Source organism: Spirosoma sp. 48-14 (assembly GCF_001898575.1).
Lineage (GTDB): Bacteria > Bacteroidota > Bacteroidia > Cytophagales > Spirosomataceae > Spirosoma.
In genome coordinates this window covers 74,767-100,423 of sequence record NZ_MKUD01000063.1, presented here as the reverse complement: position 1 = coordinate 100,423, position 25,657 = coordinate 74,767, and the positions used below count along the sequence as shown (strand labels likewise).

17 protein-coding genes are annotated in these 25,657 nt (G+C 49.9%); 5 read left to right on the top strand and 12 right to left on the bottom strand.

The genetic code is table 11. The features are described 5' to 3' along the window. Nucleotides 1–53: 53 nt before the first annotated feature. Both BGO59_RS27475 and BGO59_RS27470 read right to left on the bottom strand, forming a co-directional pair. A complete protein-coding gene (locus BGO59_RS27475; RefSeq protein ID WP_293689094.1) occupies nt 54–425 on the bottom strand; it encodes a hypothetical protein in 372 nt (123 codons plus the stop codon). A 59-nt stretch (nt 426–484) separates the two neighbouring features. Next, on the bottom strand, nt 485–1,276 hold the full coding sequence (locus BGO59_RS27470; protein WP_293689092.1) for an MBL fold metallo-hydrolase: 792 nt from the start codon (nt 1,274–1,276) through the stop codon (nt 485–487). A gap of 201 nt (nt 1,277–1,477) precedes the next feature. Between BGO59_RS27470 and BGO59_RS27465 the strand changes: the two genes are divergently transcribed. After that, on the top strand, nt 1,478–3,019 hold the full coding sequence (locus BGO59_RS27465; protein ID WP_293689090.1) for a YifB family Mg chelatase-like AAA ATPase: 1,542 nt from the start codon (nt 1,478–1,480) through the stop codon (nt 3,017–3,019). 63 nt (nt 3,020–3,082) lie between these two features. On the opposite strand, the gene BGO59_RS27460 is transcribed toward BGO59_RS27465, so the two are convergent. After that, nucleotides 3,083–3,937 carry a DUF2911 domain-containing protein gene (locus BGO59_RS27460; RefSeq protein ID WP_293689088.1) on the bottom strand — a complete coding sequence of 285 codons (855 nt, stop codon included), beginning with the start codon at nt 3,935–3,937 and terminating at the stop codon, nt 3,083–3,085. Between the two features lie 300 nt (nt 3,938–4,237). Between BGO59_RS27460 and BGO59_RS27455 the strand changes: the two genes are divergently transcribed. Together BGO59_RS27455 and BGO59_RS27450 are read left to right on the top strand one after the other, a co-directional pair. Continuing rightward, nucleotides 4,238–5,803 carry an ATP-binding protein gene (locus tag BGO59_RS27455; RefSeq protein ID WP_293689086.1) on the top strand — a complete coding sequence of 522 codons (1,566 nt, stop codon included), beginning with the start codon at nt 4,238–4,240 and terminating at the stop codon, nt 5,801–5,803. 83 nt (nt 5,804–5,886) lie between these two features. Next, complete coding sequence (locus BGO59_RS27450) at nt 5,887–6,714, top strand: DUF1835 domain-containing protein (protein ID WP_293689084.1); 828 nt, start codon at nt 5,887–5,889, stop codon at nt 6,712–6,714. 56 nt (nt 6,715–6,770) lie between these two features. On the opposite strand, the gene BGO59_RS27445 is transcribed toward BGO59_RS27450, so the two are convergent. From BGO59_RS27445 to BGO59_RS27435, 3 genes are read right to left on the bottom strand one after another with little or no spacing between them, the layout of a single operon-like run. Next, nucleotides 6,771–7,532, bottom strand: coding sequence for a hypothetical protein (locus BGO59_RS27445; protein ID WP_293689082.1), 762 nt, complete (start codon nt 7,530–7,532; stop codon nt 6,771–6,773). Between the two features lie 13 nt (nt 7,533–7,545). After that, complete coding sequence (locus BGO59_RS27440; RefSeq protein ID WP_293689080.1) at nt 7,546–8,742, bottom strand: sialidase family protein; 1,197 nt, start codon at nt 8,740–8,742, stop codon at nt 7,546–7,548. Between the two features lie 9 nt (nt 8,743–8,751). Next, entirely contained in the window at nt 8,752–11,115 is a 2,364-nt protein-coding gene (locus BGO59_RS27435; RefSeq protein WP_293689078.1) for a TonB-dependent receptor, read from the bottom strand. A gap of 365 nt (nt 11,116–11,480) precedes the next feature. On the opposite strand from BGO59_RS27435, the gene BGO59_RS27430 reads away from it, so the two are divergent. Further along, nucleotides 11,481–13,349, top strand: a complete 1,869-nt coding sequence (locus BGO59_RS27430) for a von Willebrand factor type A domain-containing protein (RefSeq protein ID WP_293689076.1) — start codon at nt 11,481–11,483, stop codon at nt 13,347–13,349. A gap of 229 nt (nt 13,350–13,578) precedes the next feature. Then, complete coding sequence (locus BGO59_RS27425; protein WP_293689074.1) at nt 13,579–14,334, top strand: DUF5602 domain-containing protein; 756 nt, start codon at nt 13,579–13,581, stop codon at nt 14,332–14,334. An 84-nt stretch (nt 14,335–14,418) separates the two neighbouring features. Here BGO59_RS27425 and BGO59_RS27420 read toward each other — a convergent pair whose 3' ends face one another. From BGO59_RS27420 to BGO59_RS27395, 6 genes are all read right to left on the bottom strand, one after another. Next, entirely contained in the window at nt 14,419–15,993 is a 1,575-nt protein-coding gene (locus BGO59_RS27420; RefSeq protein ID WP_293689072.1) for a VCBS repeat-containing protein, read from the bottom strand. A 213-nt stretch (nt 15,994–16,206) separates the two neighbouring features. Beyond that, complete coding sequence (locus BGO59_RS27415) at nt 16,207–18,573, bottom strand: ABC transporter permease (RefSeq protein WP_293689070.1); 2,367 nt, start codon at nt 18,571–18,573, stop codon at nt 16,207–16,209. 130 nt (nt 18,574–18,703) lie between these two features. Beyond that, nucleotides 18,704–21,079 carry an ABC transporter permease gene (locus tag BGO59_RS27410; protein WP_293689068.1) on the bottom strand — a complete coding sequence of 792 codons (2,376 nt, stop codon included), beginning with the start codon at nt 21,077–21,079 and terminating at the stop codon, nt 18,704–18,706. Between the two features lie 364 nt (nt 21,080–21,443). Beyond that, a complete protein-coding gene (locus BGO59_RS27405) occupies nt 21,444–23,600 on the bottom strand; it encodes a DEAD/DEAH box helicase (RefSeq protein ID WP_293689066.1) in 2,157 nt (718 codons plus the stop codon). A 760-nt stretch (nt 23,601–24,360) separates the two neighbouring features. Continuing rightward, nucleotides 24,361–24,507: a DUF2256 domain-containing protein gene (locus BGO59_RS27400; RefSeq protein WP_293689064.1), complete on the bottom strand. Its 147-nt coding sequence runs from the start codon at nt 24,505–24,507 to the stop codon at nt 24,361–24,363. 42 nt (nt 24,508–24,549) lie between these two features. Then, nucleotides 24,550–25,650, bottom strand: a complete 1,101-nt coding sequence (locus tag BGO59_RS27395; RefSeq protein WP_293689062.1) for an FAD-binding domain-containing protein — start codon at nt 25,648–25,650, stop codon at nt 24,550–24,552. Between the last annotated feature and the right edge of the window lie 7 nt (nt 25,651–25,657).

Sequence of the window (25,657 nt, the reverse complement as noted above, 5' to 3'; positions counted from 1 at the left end):
TGGTTGCTAAGTACGTTTAAAGCTATCTATTTGTGTAACAATTTGTTGTCAAGCTAATAAATAGCTCGAATATAAGGGGTTAAGGCAAATAGATCGTTTTCATTTTTTGAAGTTGGTAAACCCCAATAATCTATTAAAGCATGATATATTGAATGGGTTTTTAGAACCCATTCAATATATGTCCAACTGTCTCTTGAAAGCGCTTTTCCTTCTTGTAACGCATCGTCGCAAGAGGCTAAGATAAGTGCCATCAGTACATACTTTTGCTCATTATCCAGGTTATTATCCTGTTTAAATAGAGTAAGGAACTCATCTATTCTGGATGAGTCAGCTAATTCAATATCCCAATCTTGTTCAAGACCTGTAATGGGTAAGTGAAGCTTTTGACTTACAATATTGATAGCTTGTTGGGTCAGAATATGCATTTCAGATAGCTACAGGGTAAAAGCAATGGAATTAACTTTTATGCCTTATATGCTCTATATTAAACGCTTACTGAATTTTCGATTTCCGCATTGATCCTGAAAATCGGTGTGGCTTCAGAGCGCGAGGCTACAATCAGCTCGGTGCCATTGAGATGCGGAGTGAACAGGTCGCGGGTCAGTTGTGGGGAGTTGTTATCTTTTGAGAGGTGCGATAGCAGCACATGACTCATGTACGATGGTTTATGCGCCAGGAAAAGATCCAGTGCCTGCTGGTTGGACAGGTGCCCCTTTTCGCTCCGAATCCGGCGTTTCAGGTGGTAGGGATACCGGCCTTTTTCCAGCATGTCGTCGTCGTAGTTGGCTTCCAGAAAGGCAGCATGGCATTGCCGAAAATGATGAATAACATGCTCACACGGCTCCCCGATGTCGGTAAAAACACCAACGTTGGTACCCTGAAAGCTGACGAGAAAACTATGCGGGTCGCTGGCATCATGCAATTTCGGGAATGCGGTAATGCTCAGGTCACCAATCTGTATCGGTTCATAAGCCCGTAAGGGGCGAATCGGGAACAGTTTTTCAGGCAATCGGGCGTGACGTAGCGTGTGGGGCGTGATAAAAACCGGAAGCTGGTATTTTCGGGCCAGTTGCGGGATGCCGATAATATGGTCGGAATGCTCGTGCGATACAAAAATGGCTTTGACCGTTCGAAGCGACAAACCCAGTTGTTGCATGCGGGTTTCGGTTTGTCGGCACGAGATACCGGCGTCGATCAGGACGGCTTCCTGCTCATTGCCAACATAATAACAGTTTCCATTGCTCCCCGAATTCAACGAGGTAATAAATAAAGACATACTGAGTAATAGGGTACGAATTACGGTGCTTGATTTGCCCTGTACGAAGATAAGCCGAACCGATTGATTTGCCCTTCAGAAATCAGTTTATTTTGCCGGGGGCGAGCCTGAAATACATTAAACCTCTCCTTTCTTTTTTATTGCCTCTGGAGGGTGTAGTTTTGAAACAAATAGACCTGATTCGTTTACTTGTTCCCCAGTATGTTAGCCAAAACGTTTGGAGCGGCTGTTTATGGCGTTAATGCCAGCCTGATTACCATTGAAGTTGTTGTTGCCCAGGGATTGCATTTTCATTTAGTGGGCCTGCCCGATAGTGCCGTTAAAGAAAGTGAGCAGCGTGTGGAAGCATCGCTGAAGTTTTTTGGCTATCGGATGCCCCGACAGAAAGTTGTTGTCAACCTGGCGCCAGCCGATATTCGGAAAGAGGGGTCAGCCTACGATTTGCCAATAGCGCTTTGTGTATTACAGGCATCGGAACAGATAACCGTTCAGCGCAGCCTGGAGGAGTATGTTATTATGGGCGAGTTAGCCCTCGATGGTTCACTGCGGCCCATTAAAGGCGTATTGCCCATCGCAATCGAAGCCCGAAAACGGGGTTATAAAGGCTTCGTTCTGCCCGTCGAAAACGCTCAGGAAGCCGCCATCGTCAATAATCTGGATGTCATTGGGGTATCGACCATGCAGGAAGCCGTTGAATTTTTTGACGGCAAAAAAGACATTGCCCCATTGGTAAGCGACACACGCGATCTGTTTATGACTCAGGTAAATGCTTATGACGTAGATTTTTCGCATGTACAGGGGCAGGAGAATATCAAACGGGCGCTCGAAATTGCGGCTGCTGGTGGGCATAACGTCATCATGATTGGTCCTCCCGGAGCCGGTAAAACCATGCTGGCGAAGCGTTTGCCAACCATACTGCCACCGCTTACGTTGCAGGAAGCGCTGGAAACAACCAAGATTCATTCGGTGGCTGGTAAGCTGGGGGCAAAGGCAAATTTGATTGCAACCCGACCGTACCGATCCCCACACCATACAATCTCTGATGCCGCACTGGTAGGTGGTGGCAGTTTTCCACAACCCGGAGAGATTTCGCTAGCGCACAATGGGGTACTGTTTCTGGATGAGTTGCCCGAATTTAAACGATCGGCGCTGGAAGTGATGCGGCAGCCGCTCGAAGACCGCAAAGTAAGCATTTCACGGGCAAAATGGGCGGTGGAATTCCCGGCCAGTTTCATGCTCATTGCCAGTATGAATCCCTGCCCCTGCGGGTATTACAATCATCCCGATAAAGAGTGTGTTTGCGCACCGGGTGTGGTCCAGAAGTACCTGGCTAAAATCAGTGGTCCGTTGCTGGACCGGATCGACCTGCATGTTGAGGTGACGCCCGTTTCGTTCGATCAGATGACTGCCAACCGCCCTGCTGAGTCCAGCGAAGTGATTCGGGAACGGGTCATTCGGGCGCGGGCGCTTCAAACGACTCGTTTCGAGCAAAATGCTGGTATTTATTCCAATGCCATGATGCCCTCGCAAATGGTTAAGGAGGTTTGTGTAATCAGCGATGCCGGGCGGATATTACTCAAAACGGCCATGGAACGACTGGGATTGTCGGCCCGTGCCTACGACCGTATTCTGAAGGTGTCACGCACTATAGCCGATTTGGCGGGTAGTGAAGAAATCAAAATAGAACACCTGGCCGAAGCCATCCAGTACCGCAGCCTTGACCGCGAGAGCTGGGCTGGATAGGGCTAAAATAAAAGCAGACCGGGGTGCTCCGGTCTGCTTTTAAGTACGGATACTACATGAATACTACTTCTTGGCGCTGGCGATCAGGTCGTTGGCCATTTTAACATAGTCGCCATTTTTAGCAGCGGTGGCCAGTTCGACTGTCTTCTGGGCACTGGCAATAGCGTTTTTCTTCTCGTTCATTTTTAGCTCGATGCGGGCTTTCAACAGCATGATCCAGAAAGCGCTCGGGTTTTGCTCCGTTGCTTTGGTAACCCAGGCCAGCGCTTGTGGCAAATCCCGGTTGGTTTCATAATAGTAACTGGCCGCTTCGAAGTATGCGGGTTTTTCAGAGGCCATCGACGCCTTTATGTTCTGGGTAATCGTTTGGTCGATGTCGGCCGAGAGCGGTACAGCTACACGGGTTTTATCCCACATGATTTCCAGGGTTGCCGAGTTGGGTAGAATATCGGCGATGTTGATGGTAAACGTCTCTACTTTGAAGGGTAAGGTTGTCGGTTTTACCTCAACCCGTGCCACCTCATTGGCCACTTTATAGTCGGCAACGTTGGCACCCAGGTTCAAATCTTTCGATAGCATCACCTGCCAGCTCGACTTACCAGGAATCGTGAATAAACCGTATGTACCGGCTTTGACCTCTTTACCTCCCACTTTTACGTCGTTCGAAAACGTGATTTTGGTGGTTGCATTGGCGCCCGTACGCCATACTTTGTCGAAAGGAACCAGATCGCCGAAAATGGCCCGGCCTTTCGTGGCAGGTCTAGAGTACTCAAGGGTGATTTCGCCAAGGGCAAAGCTCTGTTTGGTCGTTTGCGAGGGGCTGGCCGCTGGTATTTTTAACTGGGCGAAGGTGGTGTTAATAGCGCTTACGGTCAGCAGGGTAGCCGCTGAAAGAACTAAAAATCGGTTGGTTTTCATGAGCGAATCGTGTACGTACTATCTAGGCTTAATTTTTCTGCAAGGTACGAATTCAGCGCGTAGCAATGAAGGTCGCCGTTGTAAAGTCTATAGACTTTTCGCAATACCAAATAGGCATAGGATGGTTTCTGTCTTCCTTTTAAATCGTAGTCTATGGTGTTTTGTACATATGATTTAGGTAAATAACTATTTTGCCTATAATTTTAGATCGGTAATAGGTGTTTCCTTTTATTTTTTGATTCGCTCCTGCCGTACCCGCTAATGCTTAACGATCATTAAAACCCACCAGGATGGTTCTTGATGATGCCTTTTTCTGTAAATGACCCGGATGGACAATCCATCCCTGTTTTTCTTTTTAATGCGATGCCTGGTAAGCACCTGGTACTTAAGCCAGATGCACCGACCTTCACGATTCTGGCTGTGTCGGACGATTACCTGGCGGCACTCGACCTGCAACGGGAACCTCTGGTTGGGCGTGGTGTATTTGATTCGTTCTTCAGCGATGGACATCATGATGGCATTGCCGATCAGCTTCGGCAATCGCTATGGCAGGTGTTGCAAACCAAACAGGTTCACGCAATGGCTGACCAGCGCCATCAGTGGCTTAATACGCATACGGGTGTGCTGGAAGGGCGTGCCTGGCGACCGGTCAATAAACCCGTTTTAGGGCCTGATGGTGAGCTGGCCTATATCCTTCATTCGGTTGAGGATGTGACTCATGAGGTACAACTGATGGAAGTGGCCCAGGCAAATGAGTACCTGCAAACCCTTATCAATTTGTTAAAGGAGCCGTTGCAGGTTCTTCAGCCAATAATCGAGAATGGCGAAATTGTGGATTTTCGCTTTCGATTGACCAACCAGGCGTATGCCGCCTATGCGAACACTACGCCCGACCAGTTGCAGGGGAAACGGGTAGGAGAGGTGTTTCCGGGCTATTTTGAAACAGTAAGTTTTACTAATCCCGTCGAAACCTACCAAACGGGTCAACCGCTCACCTTTGAAATCCATTATGATAAAGATGGGCTTGACCTGTATAATCTGATGAGTACGTTCAAGCTGGACGACGAGGTGGTTATTCACTTTACCGATTTCACTCGGTTGAGGCAACTGCAACTCCAGCTTGAAGCGAAGATTGACGAGTTGAACCGATCGAATGAGAATTTGAAACAGTTCGCTTACATTGCCAGCCACGACCTTCAGGAGCCGCTGCGTAAAATTCAGTCGTTCAGTACGTTGTTGGAAAATCAATTGGATGGGCAACTAACCGAAACCGGCAGCGATTATCTCCAGCGTATAAACCTGGCAGGGGCTCGCATGTCGATTCTGATCAAGGATCTATTGACTTATTCACGAACACCACTAAGCCCCCAGGATTTTCGAATAGTTTCTCTGACTGACGTAGTAACCGATGTATTGACGACACTCGACTGGGCTATTAGTCAGCAGAATGCCGAGATTGTTGTCCATAGTTTACCGATGGTGAACGGGGATACTTCGCAATTGGGGCAGCTCTTCCAGAATCTGATTGCCAATGCCCTGAAGTTTAATAAACCCGGCCATCGTCCATTTGTGCAGATAAAAAGCGACCTGCGGCCACGAAATGAACTCCCCCAATCCGTTAAGCCAACCAGCCTTGCTACGTTGTTTCATGAAGTCAGTGTGTGTGATAAAGGGATCGGTTTCGACGTCCAGTATGTAGATCGCATCTTTCAGGTTTTTCAGCGCCTGCATGGTAAAAACGAATATGCCGGAACAGGTGTGGGACTGGCGATCTGCCAGCGTGTAGCGGAAGCGCATGGGGGCGCTATTACGGCTACCAGTTCTCCCGGTGAAGGGGCCACGTTTTGGGTGTATTTGCCTGTTTAATGGCTGACTCACAAGGATTTCTTCGCGGAGGAGGTTATCTTTAACTGGTAGAGAACAAGAGTTTAAATTAACAACACAGACTAATGGAAAAAATCTTGCACGTATTAAATGGCGATGCTACAGCCTATTCGTTTGCAGAAGCTGGCCTGCCCGGCGAACTAGCTATATGGCGCGAAATGCTGTCCGAAGGACCATTGCTGGATGCCACGCAGCCGGATACTGCCTTATGGAAATTGCGCGAAAACTGGCTACGTGCTGAGTTTGGCGATCGGCGAGACGAAACAGATACCTATCAGCAGAAAGTAGTTGCCGAATTTGACCAAATTTATCAGCCCAACGCCTACGATCAGATTATACTCTGGTTTGAACACGACTTGTTTTGCCAGATCAATCTGGTCTTTTTGCTGGCTCGTTTTTCGCGTGCTGAACGGGGTAATACCGTATTGAAACAAGTATCCATCAATCAGTTCGACGGTATTTCCGATTTTAAAGGACTTGGCCAGCTAACGGGTGCTCAACTGGCTTCGTTGTATCCGCAGGCCGAACCCTTGACCGATTTTGAATTGAGGTTGGCGGCTCGTGTGTGGGCTGCCTATGCTGCCTCGGATGTGGTGGCCCTGAACCAGATAATAGCGGGAGATTTTGGCCGATTGCGGTTCCTGCGCGAAGCCTTGCAGGCGCATCTGTCTCGTTTACAGGTAGGAGCAAATGGGTTGTCGATGATCGAAAACCAATTGCTGAATCTGGTTCAGGCAGCGCCTAAAACGTCCCGCCAGATCGTAGGTGAATGGTTGTCGACGGATCGAATTTATGGTTTAGGCGACTGGAGTATTGAGAACTACCTCACTCGACTCATCGACCAGGAAATCATTCAGGAGCAGGATGGTAAGTTGGTTGAAGGTAGCCACTAACCAGAAAAAGCAAGGACCACCCAGCAACCAGGTGTTCCTTGCTTTTTCTGATAGGTTTACTGGCGGCTTTGCAGATTTTCCAGAATCACCTCATACTGTTTTTCGGCTGCGTTGTATACATACCGATACTCGGTGGGGTAAAAACCCGCTTTTTCAAACTTCTGCGGCTGCTTGATGGGCAGACGTTCATCCTTTACATTTTTCAGGAAAGCCAGCGTAAACATAGGCTCCAGGAACGTAACTTTCCCATCGAGGGCACCATAGATAAACGTCGTGGTAAATGGTTTCCCCTGAAATTCGCCACTAGTCGGATCAATCCAGTGGACACCCATCTGCGGAACGCCTGCGTCTCGTACTGATCCCTGGGGCAGATACGCCATATCCGGGTTCTTCACAAAGCGAGGGTCATTCGGCTGAATGCCATCCCGCTCTTCGCTGGAGGTGTAATAGAAGTGGCAATCGAAATGCGGGACATTGTAAACGCCATCCGGTTCGTGACCATGTGGCATCCAGCCAAAAGCAACGTGCTTGATCAGAGTTTTGTCGGCCTCTTTAGGCGGACTGATGATCCAGTGCGACATTTCTGGAGAAAGGCTGTTGAGCGTAGCCTCCGAAATCGCTACACCAAACTGGGTTGGATTCCCTTTTTCGTCGGTGCGCACAAATGAGCGCAGGGTTCCATTACCCGCTTTTACAGCTTCACCGTAGTGAATGGTGGTAGCTGGTTTTTTGTCGCCTTTAGGCGTGTCGATGGACCCAGTCTGGACGGATCCGGTAAGGGTTGTGGCGGCTACAAGAGCCAGAGCAATTAGGTTCATTGGATTTGATTGTTTATGGTTGAAAAAAAGAAATTTGCTTAAGGGTCACACTGGTATCCTGACCATGCCACACCTGATAGGCCACCAGTAGCCCTTTCTCAGTTGGAAGAAGTACAGGCAGCGAGGTCAGTTCACCAGGAGCGGTCAGCGCAACGGTTCTGGATTTTCCATCAGGTGCATACGTCCGTAACAGGATTTGATGGTAGGCATTGGGTGCTTCGCCGATCAGCTCCTCCCAAACCAGCGCCAATCGACCGTCGGCCCAGCCGGTTAGTTGTGGATGCGTCCGTTGCGGTCCCAGGATGAGTTCGGGCGACTGGAGCTTGTCCAGCCGAGTCAGCCGAATGCCTTCGTGGCCGCTGGCACCCGAATACCAGGTTGCATACACAGCCTCGTCGCGCACGAATAACTGGGGGCCTGAGTGGGGGCAGGCATTGATCTGCCAGTTATCATATCCGGCTACCGCTGGCCTTGAAAACGACTGCCCCCCATCTGTCGATACAACGTAACTAATATCGCGGGCACCGGGGCCGGTTTCGGTAGGAAGCCAGTCGCGATAGGTTAGGTAGATGCGTCCCTGTTTATCGACCGCTATACCAGGGCGGCAGCACTGACAGGCGTTGGAATCGACGATTACCTCGGGACCAAAACCGCCGGAAGCCAATGTCTGGGTAAACCGGACGCTACGCCCTTCGTTACCCGGAAGTTTATCATCCAGCCAGATCAGGCCAATTTCGCCATTGGGTAGTTGGGTCAGGTCAGCGTACGAGTGGCTCTTACCGGCTGTGGTGTCGCGATGAACGGGTTGGGCCGTTGTCCAGGTTTTACCCTGATCGGTCGACGTTTGATAGAGCAGATTCCCGGCCCGAAGAGCCTCTGGCGTTGGTTTCGGCAGGCTGAAAACAACCATCCGGGTCCCATCCCGCTTAAAAATTAATTTCGGTACATCTTCGCCATGTGCTGCCGTCGATGGCGGTAACAAAATCTGCTTAGGCTCGCCAAAGGTATCTCCACCATCGGTAGAAACGCGGTAGACCAGCGACAGATTAGCATCCGTTCGTTCAATCCAGCTAAGAACCGGATTGCCATTCTGGTCGGTGAATAGCCGGGGAAACGACGATTTAGAAATGGTCAGTGACGGACTAGGTGGACCTGCCAGGGCAGTCAGAATCGTAAAAAACAGATTGAAAAAGAGGAAGGTAGTTTTCATATTGGTTGATTATTTTCCCGTAAACTGGTATTGCAGGCCAATGACAAATGTGCGCGGTGCGGCTGGTGTAAACGTGGTGCGGTCGGTAGCGGCATTGCCACGGGTGGCGTTGTTGGCGTAGAGTTCGTTGGTTAAATTCAGGACGTTGGCGTACAACTCGATTCCTTTGTATGCATAACCTGTCCGCAGGTTTAGCACGCTAACACCCCTGGCTCCGAAAGCCCCCCGGTCGTCGTAGCGCACCGTGTTGACCTGATTTTGGTACCAGGTACTGATTCGCTGCCACTCCATAGCAAGCCGTAATCCTTTGGCCCAGCGTGGTTTGTAGGTTAGTTCCGTATTGGCGACCCAGCGTGGGGCCTGTGGCATGTCGTAATTCGCCAGATTTTGTACTGCATCGGACTGTTTGTTGCTCAGTGCGAAGTCGATAAAGCGATGGACCGGGTTGGTGCCGCCGAATCGGAAAAACCACTGGCTGTTTGGTTTGTAGGTCAGGCTGTATTCGAGGCCCTGATGAAGGGTACGACCCGCGCTCTGGTAGTCGGTCGAGTTGTCGGGCTGGCGGATGCTTAGCAGTTCGTTCTGGCCGTTCATCTGATACAAAGCCCAGTCGATATTCAGTTTCCGATTCAGCAGGGAGGCCCAGCCGCCCAGCTCTACATTGGTGAACAAAGCTGGTTGCAGGTTGTAATAAAACGGAGGCTGATCGGTAGCTGCGGCTGTATTTTTACGAAAGATGGCGGTCAACCCCGGTGGCGAAAACCCACGACTAATGTTGGCATACAGGCCACGCCCTTGTCCCAGGTCATACGTCAGGCCAAGCTTGGGGGTGAGTTGATTATAGGCTTTGTTGCCCGTTGTTTTGTCCAGAAAATTGGTATAATCGAACGACATCCGGTCATAGCGTGCGCCTATCGATAACCGCAGATGGGATACAGGCATAAAGTCGTACTGGGCATACACCGCTGTATTATAAATCGAGGCTTCGTAGCGGCTCAGAAACTGGTCGGGCAGTTTCCGCACCTGATTATACCACTCAACCGAACGGCCATCGGGGCGTAACACTGCCTGCAATTCGGTCTGGTAGGCGTAGTAGGTGTTCGGTGAGTTATCGTACAGAAGGCCCGCCAGCAATCGGCTGTCCATCCAGGTAAATCGCTGGCTGTGCTGGGCCATCAACCCGAAGCTACGAAAGCTATTTTCGTTGATTTCGCCCGTGGCTGTAGTGGCGCCCGTTTTCCAGCGAATGCTGTAGTTTGGGTTCTGTTTCAGGCTATTATCGCGATAAAAAGCGGTTATGGCCGTTTCGCTGTGGGTTGCCCATTGGTGTTCCAGCGTCAGCCGTGACCGGAACGCCATCACATCGCGGTAGGTGAAATCGGTTGTGCTGGTATACGTTCGGCTGTAGTAGGCCACACTATCGACACTACCACCCGTTTGAGAGTGATATTGGTTATACGTGGTGGTTCCTATCAGGCGTGTTTTGTCGGAGAGTGCATAGTCGGCTCGAAGATTCAGGGAGAATTTATCGAAATCACTTTGCGATTGCCAGCTATTGCGTTGCCGGGCTACCGACGTGCCAACGAAAACCCCCAGTCGTTTGGTCAGCATTCCGCCTACGCCAGCCTGTGCCCGACGGTATCCCCAGCCATCGCCCATCACGCCAACGCGAATAACAGGCACTGCGGTAGGCCGGTGCGTCAGGAAATTGACCGCTCCACCCACCGCTTCGGGCCCATAGAGCGACGAGACAGGACCTTTTACTACTTCCACGGAGCTGATTGCCAGTGAATTCAGTTCGATCAGCGCGTTGTGATTAAAAATGCCCATTGGCCGTACAGGTAAGCCATCTTCCAGATAGAGGTAGTAAGCGTTGGTGCCGAACGGTTGCCGAATACCCATCATGTGCTGTTCATTGCCCAGATTGGGCATCACCACGCCGGGTGTTTTGTTGATCACCTCGTACAGGTTCACGGCTTTTGTCTCCTGTAACATGGTTGGCGAAATCCGGCTGATGGCTACCGGTGCTTCCGAGCGGGCCTGAGCTTCCCGGCTGGCCGTTACAACCACCGGCTGGAGGTCTTCAACTTTCGGATTCAGGGCGATGGTAAGGTTATTGGATGCGACTATCCGACGCTCCTGATAACCCATTGTGCTCACAACCAGACTATCAACGGCCTGCTGGGTAGTCAACGTAAAACGCCCCTGGGCATCCGTGCTTGTTCCGGCAGTGAATCCTGATTGGCGAACCGTAGCACCGGGTATGGGTTCTTTAGTTTGCCCGTCGATCACAACGCCCCGGTAAGTTACAGACTGAGCCCAGCCAGTAGCGCGGAGGTTGACAAAGAGGAAAAAGGCGATAAAAATCTTCATGATGAATGGCGCGTTTGAGCCAGTATTTGTTGTTTGCTGGCTCAAAGTTGCGGGCCGCTCGTCTGACCGCCACTTAGCTCATGGGTGAAACGGAAGTTTGACCAGATGAAGTGAATGGAAATGAGTGATGAAAAGGGGATGATGTATGTTGTGGTCAGCCGGAGTTGACTCGTTCCAACGATTTGTGGAAAAATAGAGTCACTTGCATCAACTGGCTGGAAGGCCGTTCGTTAAAATCGCTGGCCAATAGAGTTGCGTTGACAGCGAATCAGAAAATGGGATTGTGAGTCAACGTGTACTTTTTTTAGTGTAAATTGTATCTGTTCTGGAAACCAGAATGTGCACTATCCTAAATTCCATCGATCATGAAAAATCTCGTTATATGCTGGATGCTACTGGGGCTGATCACCTGCGCCAACGCCCAATCCAATCAGGGGCGTACCATTACTGGAACAGTAGCCGATTTGATCACCCACGATTCGTTGCCTGGTGTGTTAGTCGTTGTTAAAGGCACAAAAAAGGGAGCTACTACAGACGCCAGAGGCCACTATTCTATTGAGGTTCCCGCTGGTAATACGCATCTAATATTTAGCTATGTCGGCTACGCGAGCCAGGAGATTGCGATTGGCGATCGGCAAACGATCAATGTCGAATTAGCCCAGGATACCAAGGTATTAAGCGAAGTTGTTGTGACGGGCTATAAAACGCAGGTCAGACGAAGCATAACCGGTAGTATTGCCCCAATGGGCGCTCAACCCAGATCTTTCCATCCTCTGCCAAACCCATCGACGGAAAGCTATAAAGCCATGCAGGAAACGGGGTTTCTGGATGTTCGTCGGCAACCTGTTACGACCTTCTCTGCCGATGTTGATCGGGCTTCATACAGCAACATCCGCCGATTGCTCAATAATGGACAGCGGCCACCGAAAGATGCGGTCCGACTGGAGGAAATGATCAACTACTTCAGTTACCAATACCCACAACCCACTGGCGAAGCCCCTCTGTCGATCACGACTGAACTAGCCGAATCGCCCTGGAACTCTGGCCTGCAACTGCTACGGATCGGCCTTCAGGCGCGTCGTGTCAAAAATGATCAGCTTCCTCCGTCGAACCTTGTGTTCCTGCTGGATGTGTCGGGATCTATGAGTGCTCCCAATAAATTGCCTCTGGTTCAAGCCTCGCTTAATTTGCTGACGGATCAGCTTCGCCCCGTCGACCGTGTAGCTATTGTGGTGTATGCAGGTGCGGCTGGGTTAGTGTTGCCACCAACGTCGGGCGATCAGCCGCAGCGGATTAAGGATGCGATCAACCAACTGCAGGCTGGAGGTTCTACCGCCGGAGGAGCCGGTATAGAATTAGCCTATAAAGTGGCGAAGGACCATTTCATCCCCAACGGCAATAACCGGGTCATTTTGGCTACCGATGGCGATTTCAACGTGGGGATTTCGGGCGAGGGCGAGCTACAGCGACTGATTGAGCAGCAACGAAAAACGGGTATTTTTCTGAGTGTACTGGGTTTTGGCATGGGTAATTTGAAAGATAGCCATCTGGAAACGTTAGCCGATAAGGGCAACGGCAACTATGCCTACATCGATAACCTGCCCGAAGCCCGAAAGGTGTTCATTCATGAGTTTGGCGGCACGCTGTTTACGGTGGCCAAAGATGTCAAGCTACAACTGGAGTTTAACCCAGCGTATGTGCAGGCGTATCGGCTGTTAGGGTATGAAGATCGACGGTTGGCCAACGAAGATTTTAAAGACGATCAGAAAGATGCGGGCGACCTGGGAGCTGGTCATAGTGTAACGGCGCTTTACGAACTGATTCCTGCCGGTACGAAAAGTCAGTATCTCCCAAAAACAGACTCACTGAAATACCAGACACTGGTTGATACCAAAGCATCGGCTCAATCGGGCGAACTGTTGACGCTCAAAGTTCGATATAAGCAACCTGCCGATTCGGTTAGTCGGCAACTGCAACAGGTGGTTAAAACGAAGTCGGTATCCTTTGACCGGGCAACGAACGATTTCCGGTTTGCGGCTGCTGTGGCTGAATTTGGCCTGTTATTGAGTGAATCTTCTTACAAAGGGTCAGCGCGTTATAGACAGGTTGTTAAACTGGCAAAGGGTGCTTTGACTGACGATTCGGAAGGGTATCGGAGCGAATTTGTGCGCCTGGTCAAAACGGCTTCCGGGTTAACAGCATCAGGCGAGGTCGTTGACGACGATAACAACTAACAAACCAACGATCGGGATACTTCACGAACGGCCCGTTACCCTCATCGGTAATCGGGTCGTTTGCGTTTCAGGCGGTGAGTTACCTATAAAAGCTTACACTAGTCGAACAGTTCATTTGCCGCTTTGGCCGTTTCACGCCGTGGAATCGCCAGTTCGCAGAGGTAAGCATTCAGCGAGCCTGGAGAGCCCCGCTACTTTTGGGCTGTTAAACAACAAATAATCTCTTTTTATGAAAACTGCTTATCTAATTGCTTTACCCTTGCTGGCTGTTACCTTACAATTGACGGGTTGCAAAAAAGACGAGGTTACCACTCCTGACCCAACGGCACCTCACTATGGTACCACGCAGACGTTGGGCAAGGGTACCGCCCGTACCTTCGTTAAGCTGGATGGCAACGAAAATCCTGATGAAGTGGGTATCGTTGTTTCGGAAAGTGCGCTGAACAGCTTGCCTTCCGATATGGCAGAACTCGTTCTGGACCTGCCTGCCGAGGGTAGTAAAACGCCCTTCAAACATGCCTATGTAACGTATATGCCACACGGCCATGAACCCGATGGCATTTACAATCTTCCGCACTTCGACTTCCATTTCTACAAAATCACGAATGCCGAACGGCTAACCATGACGCCGGACAAAATGGATGAAATCGGCAAAGCACCGGATGCTGCTTATCTGCCTGCGAATTATGTAAGTGCCGGACCTGTGCCGATGATGGGTGCCCACTGGGTCGATGCTACCAGCCCCGAACTGAATGGTCAGACCTTCACCAAGACGTTCCTATACGGAAGCAATAAGGGGGATGTTATTTTCTACGAGCCCATGATTACGGTCGATTATCTGAAGAAAGCGACTCATGAGCACATCGCTATTAAGCAGCCTCAGAAAATAGCACCGGCAGGCTATTACCCCAGCGCCTATGCCATCCGCTACAATGCAACTGACAAGCAATATGAAATTGTGCTGGAGAAAATGGTGAATCAATAAAAGACAGGCAAGGGGGCGAAGAGGAGGGAATCGCATTCCTTTCGTCCCTCCTCGTATCGTTTCCAGAGCTTTCGACGTAAACATCTACCGGGTCGTATTTTCCAGAACGATGACCGAAGGACCCTCTGAAAGCCACTTTTTACCTAGTCCGGTCGTATCGCCCTGCGGGATAAAATAGACAAACGAGCCCAGCACCAGGTCAATATCGCCATCGGCATCCATGTCGCCCGCATCCATGACGACCCATCTTCCTCGGGTGGCCTCAGGAAACGAATAGTCGACGAAGCTTAGCTTGCCTTTATTTTCCAGGTAGATGAAGCTTTCCGTTGGGTAGCGCTGGTAATCCGGGAAAAACGAAATAGCGGCTATATCCAGATCGCCATCCAGGTCATAATCTCGTACCATGGCCTTATAGGCACCATTCAGTTGGTAGAAGTACGATTGGGTGAAGTTTGATTTCCCGTTATTTAGAAAAATGTAGATGCCGTGATACTTCTTTAAGATCGGGGTTTTGTCGGCGTTGTCGCCACAGACATAGACAATGTCGTCAAATCCATCTTTGTTGAAATCGGCCAGTTCAATATGTTGAGACCCATTGAGCGGCAGGAAGGTGAGCAATCGTTTTTCCCTGAATGTACCTCCTCCCTGATTTTCGTACAGAAAAACACCTTCGTCGCCCTGCGCCATCAACACATAAATATCGGGCAATCCATCCCGATTGGCATCCTTAATAATGGCAGTGATTGCTCCCGGCTTTTCTCGTAAAACGTGTTTGGTGTAACTACCTTTTTTATCGTTTTCATACCACGCCAGTTGGCCGGTCTGGTTGCCAAACTCACAGGCTACTACGTCCTCAAATCCGTCTTTAGTCAAATCGCCGTACGCCATAAATACGGGTCGGCGTAAGTGGGAAATAGCAACCGTCTCTGATTGATAGCCCGGCCCCGACCCGCTTTTTTGCAGGCGGGTCAATGATCCGTTGGCGGCATCGGTCGGAAAAACGCCTTTCCCGATGGTGGTCAGGTATAGCTCATTGGCTTTTTCGTCAAACTGAATCGGGGTTGTAGCCAAACGCACACTATACTTCTCCGTCAGTTCGGTGGTTAGAAACGTCAGGTTGTTACGCCTGGGCTTGCCATCTCCGAAAACGATTCCATGATTATCGGGCAGAATCTTGACCATTGAAGTCAGAGCAGGCCGATTTGCGAACGAAGCTTCTCTATACTTGAAATGCTTCAGGCCAATCCGAATGGGCGTTTTGCGAATAGGAGGCAGGATGGTATCAGGAGCGTTGTTGAGATAATAGCGTTCTATCTTTCGCCAATCATCTTTAGCTAGTGTGGGCTTTTCCGGAAAAATAGCAGCTTCACGAACCGTTTCGCCACTTTCGCCCGCGTCAAACAAACTGTCGGGTCTGGTGCCACTACTATAGATACCCATCCGATGGCCCATAGCGGGGAGCACATCCCGCCAGTTTGCTTTGGCCAATGCATCAGGACTTACAAATGCATGGCAACGGCTACAGTGGGCTACCGCCAGTTGTTTGCCAGAAAGCCCGGAAACAGCTAAGTCATCAAATTCCGTTTTGTCAGTTTGCTGTTTAGTCGTGCATGAACTAAAAAAATAGAGTACAATACAAACGGCGATAAGTTGCCTCATAGTCCAAAAACGAAGTCGTGGGATTGGCAACGAACATAGGTCAATAAACCTGAATTTTTAGCGGGCAGAACAAAATAATTGAAGGCAGCGTGGCTCACTGCCTTTGTGACCATTGTAGAGACGCGATCCCTCGCGTCTCCTTTCCGGATGGTTCTTCGGCTGGATGGTTTATTGCTGACGCACGGGAGACGCGAGGGATCGCGTCTCTACAGGTTATTCCGTTTTCAAGGATTTGACCGGATTCAGCAAGGCGGCTTTGATGCTCTGAAAACTGACCGTTATCAGGGCAATGAGCATGGCTCCAACCAGGGCAACCAGGAAGTACCACCAGGCCAGTTCGATCCGGTAGGCGTACTTTTCGAGCCAGCCATTGAGGAAATACCAACCCAGCGGAAAAGCAATGAAAGCAGCCAAGAGTACCAGCAGCATAAACTCTTTCGATAGCATACCGACCAGATTGGGAACGCTGGCACCCAGCACTTTCCGAATGCCGATTTCTTTCGTGCGTTGTTCCGCAGTGAACGCAGCCAAACCAAACAGACCCAGGCAGGAAATGAAAATCGCCAGGAAAGCAAAGTAGCTTGCCAGTTTGCTGACCGTGTTTTCGGCCTTATACAGGTTGCCAAACTCCTGATCGGTAAACAGGTATTTGAACGGAAAGTGCGGGTTGAATTTCTTATGCAGCGTTTCCATGCTGGCAATAGCCTGTTTGGTTTCGTTGGGCTGCGTACGTACCAGAATCGTCCCCCAGTTTCGGGTGGTGTCGTTGCCACGTTGCAAGTGTAAAATCAGGGGCTCGATGGCACTATGGAGTGAGTTGAAGTGGAAATCTTTCATCAGGCCGATAATTTTCCCTTTCCGGCCCCACATCGTTAATTCTTTGCCGACCGGATTTTTATAGCCGATTTTTCGGGCCGAGGCTTCATTGATGATGTAGTTGCTGGTGTCGGTGGTGAAGTCTTTCGAAAAATCGCGACCATCGAGCAATTTGATCCCCATCGTTTTGATGTAGTCGTACGAAACAGCGTTCTGGCTGAACAGCATGAGTTGGGTCGTATCTTTTCCGGGCCAGCGTACTCCCTGGGTAGAGCTACCTACTTCGAGCGGGTCCGACTGGGCACAGGTGACCGATTTAATACCCGGCTGATGCTCCAGTTCCTGCCGGAACGATGGGAAATTGCGTTGCAGGTCGCCCTCCAGAGGCATGTACAGCAGATTTTCGCGATCGTAACCCAGGTTTTTTGTCTGGATATAGTTGATCTGGCGGTACACGACCAACGTTCCCAGAATCAGCATGATCGACAGGCCGAACTGCAATACAACCAGTCCTTTTCGGAAATACGTGGCACTCGACTTAAACTTCAGCGAGCCTTTCAGAATAACTACCGGATTGAGCGCCGACATGAACAGAGCCGGATAACTTCCCGACACAAGCCCCGTCACTACCGACAAACTGAGCAATAGCAGGAGGAAGGTAGGATCGGAAAAGTCAAGCGAGAGCTTTTTGCTGGTCAACTCATTGAAAACAGGCAGAATTAGTAGTACAATCAGGACCGAAAACACCAGCGAAAGCATCGTTATGAGCATAGACTCGCCCAGAAACTGCCCGATCAGACTGGCTTTATAGGCTCCCACTACCTTCCGAACCCCTACCTCTTTCGACCGCTTCACCGAACGGGCCGTAGCCAGGTTCATGAAGTTAATGCAGGCAATCGCCAGAATGAAAATGGCAACAATTGAGAAGATGCGTACGTACTCGATCCGGCCACCATTCTGCACCCCGCCTTCCCAATTCGAGAACAGGTACGAATCGCCGTAGTTCTGCAAAAACAGTTCTACGTTGCTGTCTTTATTTTTGCTCTTGATGTAGTTCTTGATCTTGGTATTGACTTTCTCGACCGATGTGTTATTGGCCAGCATCACATAACAGCGCGGACCATTGTTGCCCCATTCTTTGGCCCATTTGTTGTTTTTTAGCCAGTGATCAAAGCTTTTGAGGTAATCGAATTTCAGGGATGAATTTTCGGGAATATCGGCTAGAATCCCCGTCACCATCAGGTCGTCGGTATTATCGACCCGAATGATTTTGCCCATCGGGTTCTGCCCCTTAAAATATTTGTCGGCGAGTTTCTGGCTGATAACCAGTCCATCGGGTCGTTTGAGGGCCGTTTTTGGGTCGCCTTCCTTGAGCGAAAACGAAAACATCGTCAGGAAATCGCCCTGCACCGAACGCCCTTTTTCTTTCTCGAACGTATTGCCTACCGTAAACAGCGTTTGTTCTTCCCAAAGCATCTGGCTTGCCATCTGAATTTCAGGAATATCTTTTACGATGTTTTCGGCCAGAATCCCCGGTGTTGATGGAAACGTATTAATAACGCCCACATAGTGCTGATTTTCCATCACCCGATACAGCCGGGCGTCGTTCTTATGGAAGTGATCCATATGGCGTTCGTCCTGCACCCAGATCATGATGAGCAGGCTACAGGCCATGCCCAAGGCCAGCCCCAGAATGTTGATGAAGGAGAACGTCTTGTTTTTCCAGATGTTTCTCCAGGCAATTTTGATGTAGTTGCGTAGCATAGAGTGTGAGGGTTGTGGTAGAGACGCAATACCTTGCGTCTCCTATGCGTCAGCAACACCTAGTGTCAGCCAAAACCATCCGGTTAAAGAGCCATCCGGTCAGGAGACGCAAGGTGTTGCGTCTCTACAATTATTCCGTTCGTAACGATTTTACAGGGTTCATTAAAGCGGCCCGAATGGCCTGATAACTAACGGTCATTAGGGTAATCATGGTGGCTCCTAGACCAGACAAGGCGAAAACGGCCCAGGAAATGGATGTGCGGTATTCGTACTGCTGAAGCCAGTCGTCCAGAAAATACCAGGCAATGGGCGTGGCAATCAGGAATGAAATGGCGACCAGTCGTACAAAATCTTTGGAAAGCAGCCCCCACAGGCTGAAAACCGATGCACCCAGTACCTTCCGAACGCCAATTTCTTTGATACGTTGCTCAGCCACGAACGAAGCCAGTCCAAACAGACCAAGGCAACTAATGAAGATAGCTAAGACAGCAAAGACCCGCGCCAGTTTGCCCACTCGTTCTTCGGTTCTGAACTTGGCATCGTATTCTTCGTCGGTGAACTTAAAATCGAACGGGGTATCGGGATCGTATTTTTTGAATACGGCTTTGACCTGCTTAATCGCATCATCAACAGGTACATTCGGTTTAAGCTTGATCGTAAGCACATTCGCCCAGCCGTAATTGATCAGGAAAATGGTGGGTTTGATAGGCTCATAGGGCGACTCCATCACCATATTCTTCACCACGCCGATTACCTGCATTGGCTTCCCGTTATAGCGAATGGTTTTCCCAACGATGTTTTTCAGTCCGGTCAGTTTAACAGCAGCTTCGTTCAGTATAAACGCCGAACTATCCGTCGAAAAGTCTTTGGAGAAATCGCGGCCTTCCAGAATCTGCCAGCCGATGCTTTTGCCGAAGTGATGCGTACAGGCCACGATACCGAACAGGGGTAATGATTTTGGGTCTTTACCCTCCCAGTCGAACCCAATCTGATTGGACCATACGCCCGTGGTGGGGCTCGATGATTGACTCATTTCATACACGACACCCGTCTTAAGCATGTCATCCCGCAGAGGGTCATATTTCCCATACGTACCCGGACTGAGAGACGTTTGCAGCAGATTGGACCGATCATAACCAACCGGCCGGTTTTTGGCGTGCTGAATCTGCCGGAATACGATGAGCGTACCAATGATGAGTGTGATGGATACTGTGAATTGAACCACGACCAGCACTTTGCGGGGAAGAGCCGCCCAGCGACCCACCCGGAATGTTCCTTTCAGGACACTCAGCGGATTGAACGACGATAGGTACAAAGCCGGATAACTGCCCGATAGGAAACCCGTGATGAGGGAAAAGCTGATGAGCAGTAACCAGAAAACGGGGTTGGCGAAGGGAATGCCGACCTTCTTGCCCGATAGGTCATTGAAGGAGGGTATCGCGATCAGAACAATAATCAGGGCGATGAGCAGCGCGAAAAAAACGACCAGCATCGATTCGCTCAGAAACTGGAAAATCAGTTGCTGGCGAAGGGAGCCTACCGCTTTCCGAATCCCCACTTCTTTGGCCCGTTTCTCGCTTCGGGCGGTGCTCAGATTCATGAAATTGATACAGGCCAGCAGCAACACGAACACACCGATCAGGCTGAACAGCCAGACAAACTGAATCCCGCCACCTACGTTTTTGCCATCTTTAAAATCGGAATACAGGTGCCACTGGCTCATGGGGTGCAGAAAATATTCCGGGTTTTCGCCCTCCGAGCCGTGCTTTTTCTCCACATCCCGGATTTTAGCCGACACCTTGTTCATATCGGCGCGGTCGGCAATCTGGGCGTAGCACTGGAATGAGTGATTCCCCCACTGTTGCAGTGATTCTTTTACCCAGGATTCGTCGGCCAGGTAGGCGCTCCAGGGTAGGTAGTAATTGACTTCATAAAAATTGGAGTTGAAGGGCAGGTCTTCAAAAACGCCCGTCACCTTCATATTGCGTTTGGCATCCACTTTAACGATTTTGCCAAGTGGATTGGCACTGCCAAACAGAGCCTCGGCCGTTGATGCGGAAAGTAGAATGGACGAAGGTTCTTTTAGCGCCGTGGCATAGTCGCCTTTGAGCATGGTGAGCGAGAGCATCTTCGGTAGCTCCGGCTCGGCATACATACCTTCTTTATTGATCTTCCGGTCGCCGTTGACTAACAGATGGCCAAAATTCCATGAAGCCAGGGCGACGGCTGTAAAGTCAGCTTTGTAGTTGTTTTTGATCGTATTGGCCGATGGGAGCGAAACCGCTCGGCTACTACCCGTAGTGCCATTAAAGGTCTGATTGACGTAGAGTTGGGCCAGTTGGTCGTAGTTCTTATGGAATTTGTTGAACGACAGCTCATCGTAAATCCATAGACCAATCAACATCGCAATGGCCATGCCAACTGCCAGCCCGATGATGTTGATCGCTGAATAAGCCTTGTTTTTAGATAGGTTTCGTAAGGCAATTTTTAGGTAATTGCTGAGCATAGGGCTAAGGGTTTAGGAAGGTCTTTGTGGAGACATCCAGACGAGTTACTGCACAAAGACAGCCCAGGTCGCAAAACGTTGCTTACCGCTGTGTACTGGCTTTTCAATGGCAGGACCATCACAGGACCATCAACGATTAAGGTTTGTTAGCACAGCTAACAAGGTCAACTACTGTGCCATGGCCTCCAAACGGCCTAAACTGGCCAGATTGGGCCGTTTGGCTGATAAATTCTGTCCGAAACCGTACAACGTTTGTCCGTTTCTGAACAGGCGTATTGCTGAATGATAAACGGAGTAAGCCCCAAAACAAAACAGGCTGGGAAGTCGAACCTCCCAGCCTGTTTCTATGATCAAAAATCAACGGTTAACGGGCAACTTCAATGTTTACCCGGCGTCCTTTGATGGTATTTCCTTCCATAGCATCCACAACCCGGTTGGCTACATCTTTCGGTACGTCGACATACGTAAATTTATCGAAGATGTCGATGCTGCCGATGCTGTTGCCCGGAATATTGGCTTCGCCCGCAATAGCCCCGACGATGTCGCCCGGACGTACATAATCCCGACGGCCGATGGTTACCATCAGGCGGGTCATATTAGCTTCCCGCTCACGAGGCTGACGTTTGTCGTCTTTATCAAAATAGCCATTACGTCCTGGTCCGTCGCCACGGCCACCATCCCGTGGGCCAAATGAACGCTCCCGGTCATTACGGTCGCCAAAGCGTGGACGATCTCCGAAACCACCCCGGTCCGGTCCGTCGCCACGGCGGTCTCTGTCGCCAAAGCGTGAGTTACCACGATCATTGCGATCAAAGCGCCCTCCGCGATCATCCCGGTCGCCAAAACGACCACCACGACGGTCATCCCGGCCTTCGCCCCGGCGATCACCGAAGCGATCCCGGCGGTCTTCCCGACGACGGTCGTCGTCCAGACCCAGGTTTTGGTCGGCAAATTCGTTTTTCTCGATGCCCATGCTACGTTTTACCAGCGCGCCCACGATTTGCTCGGTTGAGAAACCAGCGTGGTGCAGTTGGGTCAGCAGGTCATCGTACAGATTGAGGTCATTACTTTCGGCAATGGTTTGCTGAAGCTGCTCGATGAAGCGGGCTTTGCGGATACCCACAATATCTTCGAACGACGGAATAACACCTTTTTCGACCCGAACTTTGGTATAGTTCTGGATTTCGCGGAACCGGAATTTTTCGTCACGGCCGACCAGCGAGAACGCCCGGCCCGACTTACCAGCCCGGCCCGTCCGGCCAATCCGGTGTACGTAATATTCTTCATCGAGCGGAATATCGAAGTTGATCACCGCATCCACATCGTCGACGTCGATACCGCGAGCTGCAACGTCAGTAGCCACCAGAATACTGGTCGTACCTGCCCGGAATTTGCTCATGACGTTGTTCCGTTGTGCCTGCCGCAGATCGCCGTGAAGCCCTTCGGCCTGATAGCCACGGATTTGCAGATCTTCAACGATTTCGTCTACTTTGCGTTTGGTGTTACAGAATACCAGCAGCAGTTTCAGGTCGTAGGTATCGATCAGCCGACACATCACCTCCACTTTTGCTTTGGGCTTCACCTCGAAATAGACCTGCTCGATGTTGGTGTTGGTCAACTCTTTCTTAACCACTTTCACCAGAACGGGATCTTGCAGGAATTTCTGCGTGATCTGCATAATGGGTTTCGACATGGTAGCCGAGAACAGAATTGTCTGCCGTTCTTCGGGCATGTCGTCCAGAATGCTCTCAATATCTTCACGGAAGCCCATGTCCAGCATTTCGTCGGCCTCGTCGAGAATCATCATCTTAACATTGTCGAGCTTCAGCGTGTTGCGCTCCATGTGGTCCATCACCCGGCCGGGTGTACCAATCACGATATGGACACCACTCTTGAGGGAGCGAATCTGGCGTTCGATGGAATCACCTCCGTAGATGGCTTCTATGCGAACTCCACGCTTGTATTTGGCCAGTTTCCGAATTTCGTCGGCTACCTGTAGAGCCAGTTCACGAGTAGGACAGAGAATCAGTGTTTGAACCGAACGGTCCTGAACATCGATCAGCTCGAGGGCCGGAATACCAAACGCGGCTGTTTTACCTGTACCCGTCTGGGCCTGACCAATCACATCGCGGCCTGCCAGAATAGGAGGGATGGCTTCAGCCTGAATGGGCGATGGGCTCACAAAACCCATATCCGTTACGGCCTGAAGAATTTCGTCCGAAATATCTAAACTAGAGAATAAAATCTGGTTAGGATCCGCTTTAGGTGTAGTTTCAACCGTTGCCTGAGGGGCTTCGGTAGCAGGCGTTGTGGACTCGTCGGCTACGATGATTACTTTGTCGGCCACTCCTTCTGCTACCGTTTCGACGGCGGTATCAGGAGCCAGCTCGTCTTCGGGTGTTGCTTTCTTTTTAGTGGTTTTTGCTTTTTTAGGTTCGGCCTGTGCTGCCAGTTCGGTAGCAATTTTTTCAATATCCAGCAGATCGGCCTGATCAGCGGATTTAGTTGTTTTCGTTTTCATTAACCTGGAATATAAGAGTTAAAACTCTCCAAGCGAAGACGAGTGTATGCCGGTGAACGGCGCGATACTGCGAGAATTGCCCAACGAAGCTGCCCAACGACCCAACAAAGGCCCCCAACTATCCCCTAACCTCTTCAAAGGGGAGATGACAACAAACCAGTGTGCCGACGCACGACGTACTGATTATGACCGATTCAACGATTAGCCCACGCGCAAAAACTTCACTCAATGAAGCGTCCACCCAGAAACCCATCTGTACATCCGTACATAAGCTCTGTCAGACCTAACTCAGCGTGTTAAAAAGGAGAGAAACAGAGACGCGACGGATGTCGCTTTAGAAAATCTGGTGCAAAGGTAAAAAATAGTTTAATGAAAAGCAAGCTGGGGGTAATAAATATTGTATTTATCGTAGAGATGGTCGCATTTCAATAGCACATACGACTATACTTATTGCACATTATGGGGTTGTATTGCGCATTCCTTCCATAAAGCAGGTCTTTAGCATGTTGATTGCCTTCGTGATGTCAGGTCCTTCAACCTGCCCGTACTGACGGGTCCGTCTTTTTTCTTGGTGGTGTCAGGTTCTTCAACCTGACGCGTGCGGTTTCTCAAAACCGAACGGTTGATCTGCCCCAGTGCGGTTTCTCAAAACCGCACTGGGGCAGATTTGAGAATCTGCCCGCACTGACGGGTTGCCTCTGTGGTGTCAGGTTCTTCAACCTGACCTATGTGGTTTCTCAAAACCGAAAGGTCTGCCTATTCAGCTCTTACATTTATTCATTCGGCATTTATCACTACAATATTTAACGTCGTCCCAGACTTTTTCCCACTTTTTACGCCAGGAAAACGGCCGGTTGCAGACGATACAGACTTTATAGGGCAGATTCTCTTTTTTTACACGTTTCATAATGGCAACGGCTATCCCTGAACAACCTTTTGCGGACAGACGCTATACGTTCAGCAACGCTGGTAAGTGCTTTTCCAGTTTTTTCCAATAACCAAAAAACGACGGGAAATACCCGCGAACGATAGGCGATAGCCAGTCCCGTTCATGCTGTATACCCTTATAATGCCGGGTCGTCGGGTGCTCTTTGTAGTGGATTGGTGTTGACCGATTTGCCAATAGTTCATCAAATTCAGCCACTACGATTTGTATAGCATCGATATTTTTCGATAAGTCTAAAAGGAAATTTATCGTATTATCACAGACTGGATGTTTTTTAAAGAAGCTGGGTTCGAGTAGTAAAATTCGATTGGCTTTTACGTGTGCATCCCAGGCGGGGTCTACATTGTAAAAGTTATAAACATAAATCGGTAATGTATCATCAATAACGGGCGGTTCTGTAACGGGTAAATTAGTTTGTAGAGCAAATGATTCAGTTGTTGCTAGCTCAGATGGAATATTCTCTAATGGAAACTCTTCATACTGTTTACTTAAAAACGTGTTTTCCTGATTCGTATAGCCGTAGCGATTGATATTCTCCTGATTAGCAAAATATTTTTTGTTGCTGTTGCTGCCTGCTACCCATTGCCAGCTAAGTGCGTTGCTTGCCCAATCGGCATCCCGTAAATAGTAGTACATCCATTGGGCTGGATTTTTCCAATGGCTTCGGGCGATGTTGCAGGCAATACTAGCCACGTACATTCGACAATGGTTGTGCATATAGCCCGTATCATACAAGTCCCTGATGCCTGTATCAATGGCTTCTATAGTCGTATTGGCCTTGAGAATAGCAGAGGGTGTCTGGTGGTGTTCTACGTTTTCCTGTGGCTGCTTGAGGTCATGATCAATGGCATCACCCTGGGCGATCCAGACCTGCTGGAAATAGTCTCTCCAGGCCAGTTCTTTTAAAAATGGACTTATTTGATCAGGTGTAAATCCTTTGCTAAGAACGTGTTGGGCGATCTGTCGGGTACTGATTACTCCTCTGGAAACATAGGGTGATAGCTTCGTGACAGCGCCATCCACATAGTTTCGTGTCTGGCCATATCGTATGGGGTCTATCTGGTCAATCGATTCTAAAATCTCACGGTATACGGTCGTAAACATCCCCGAA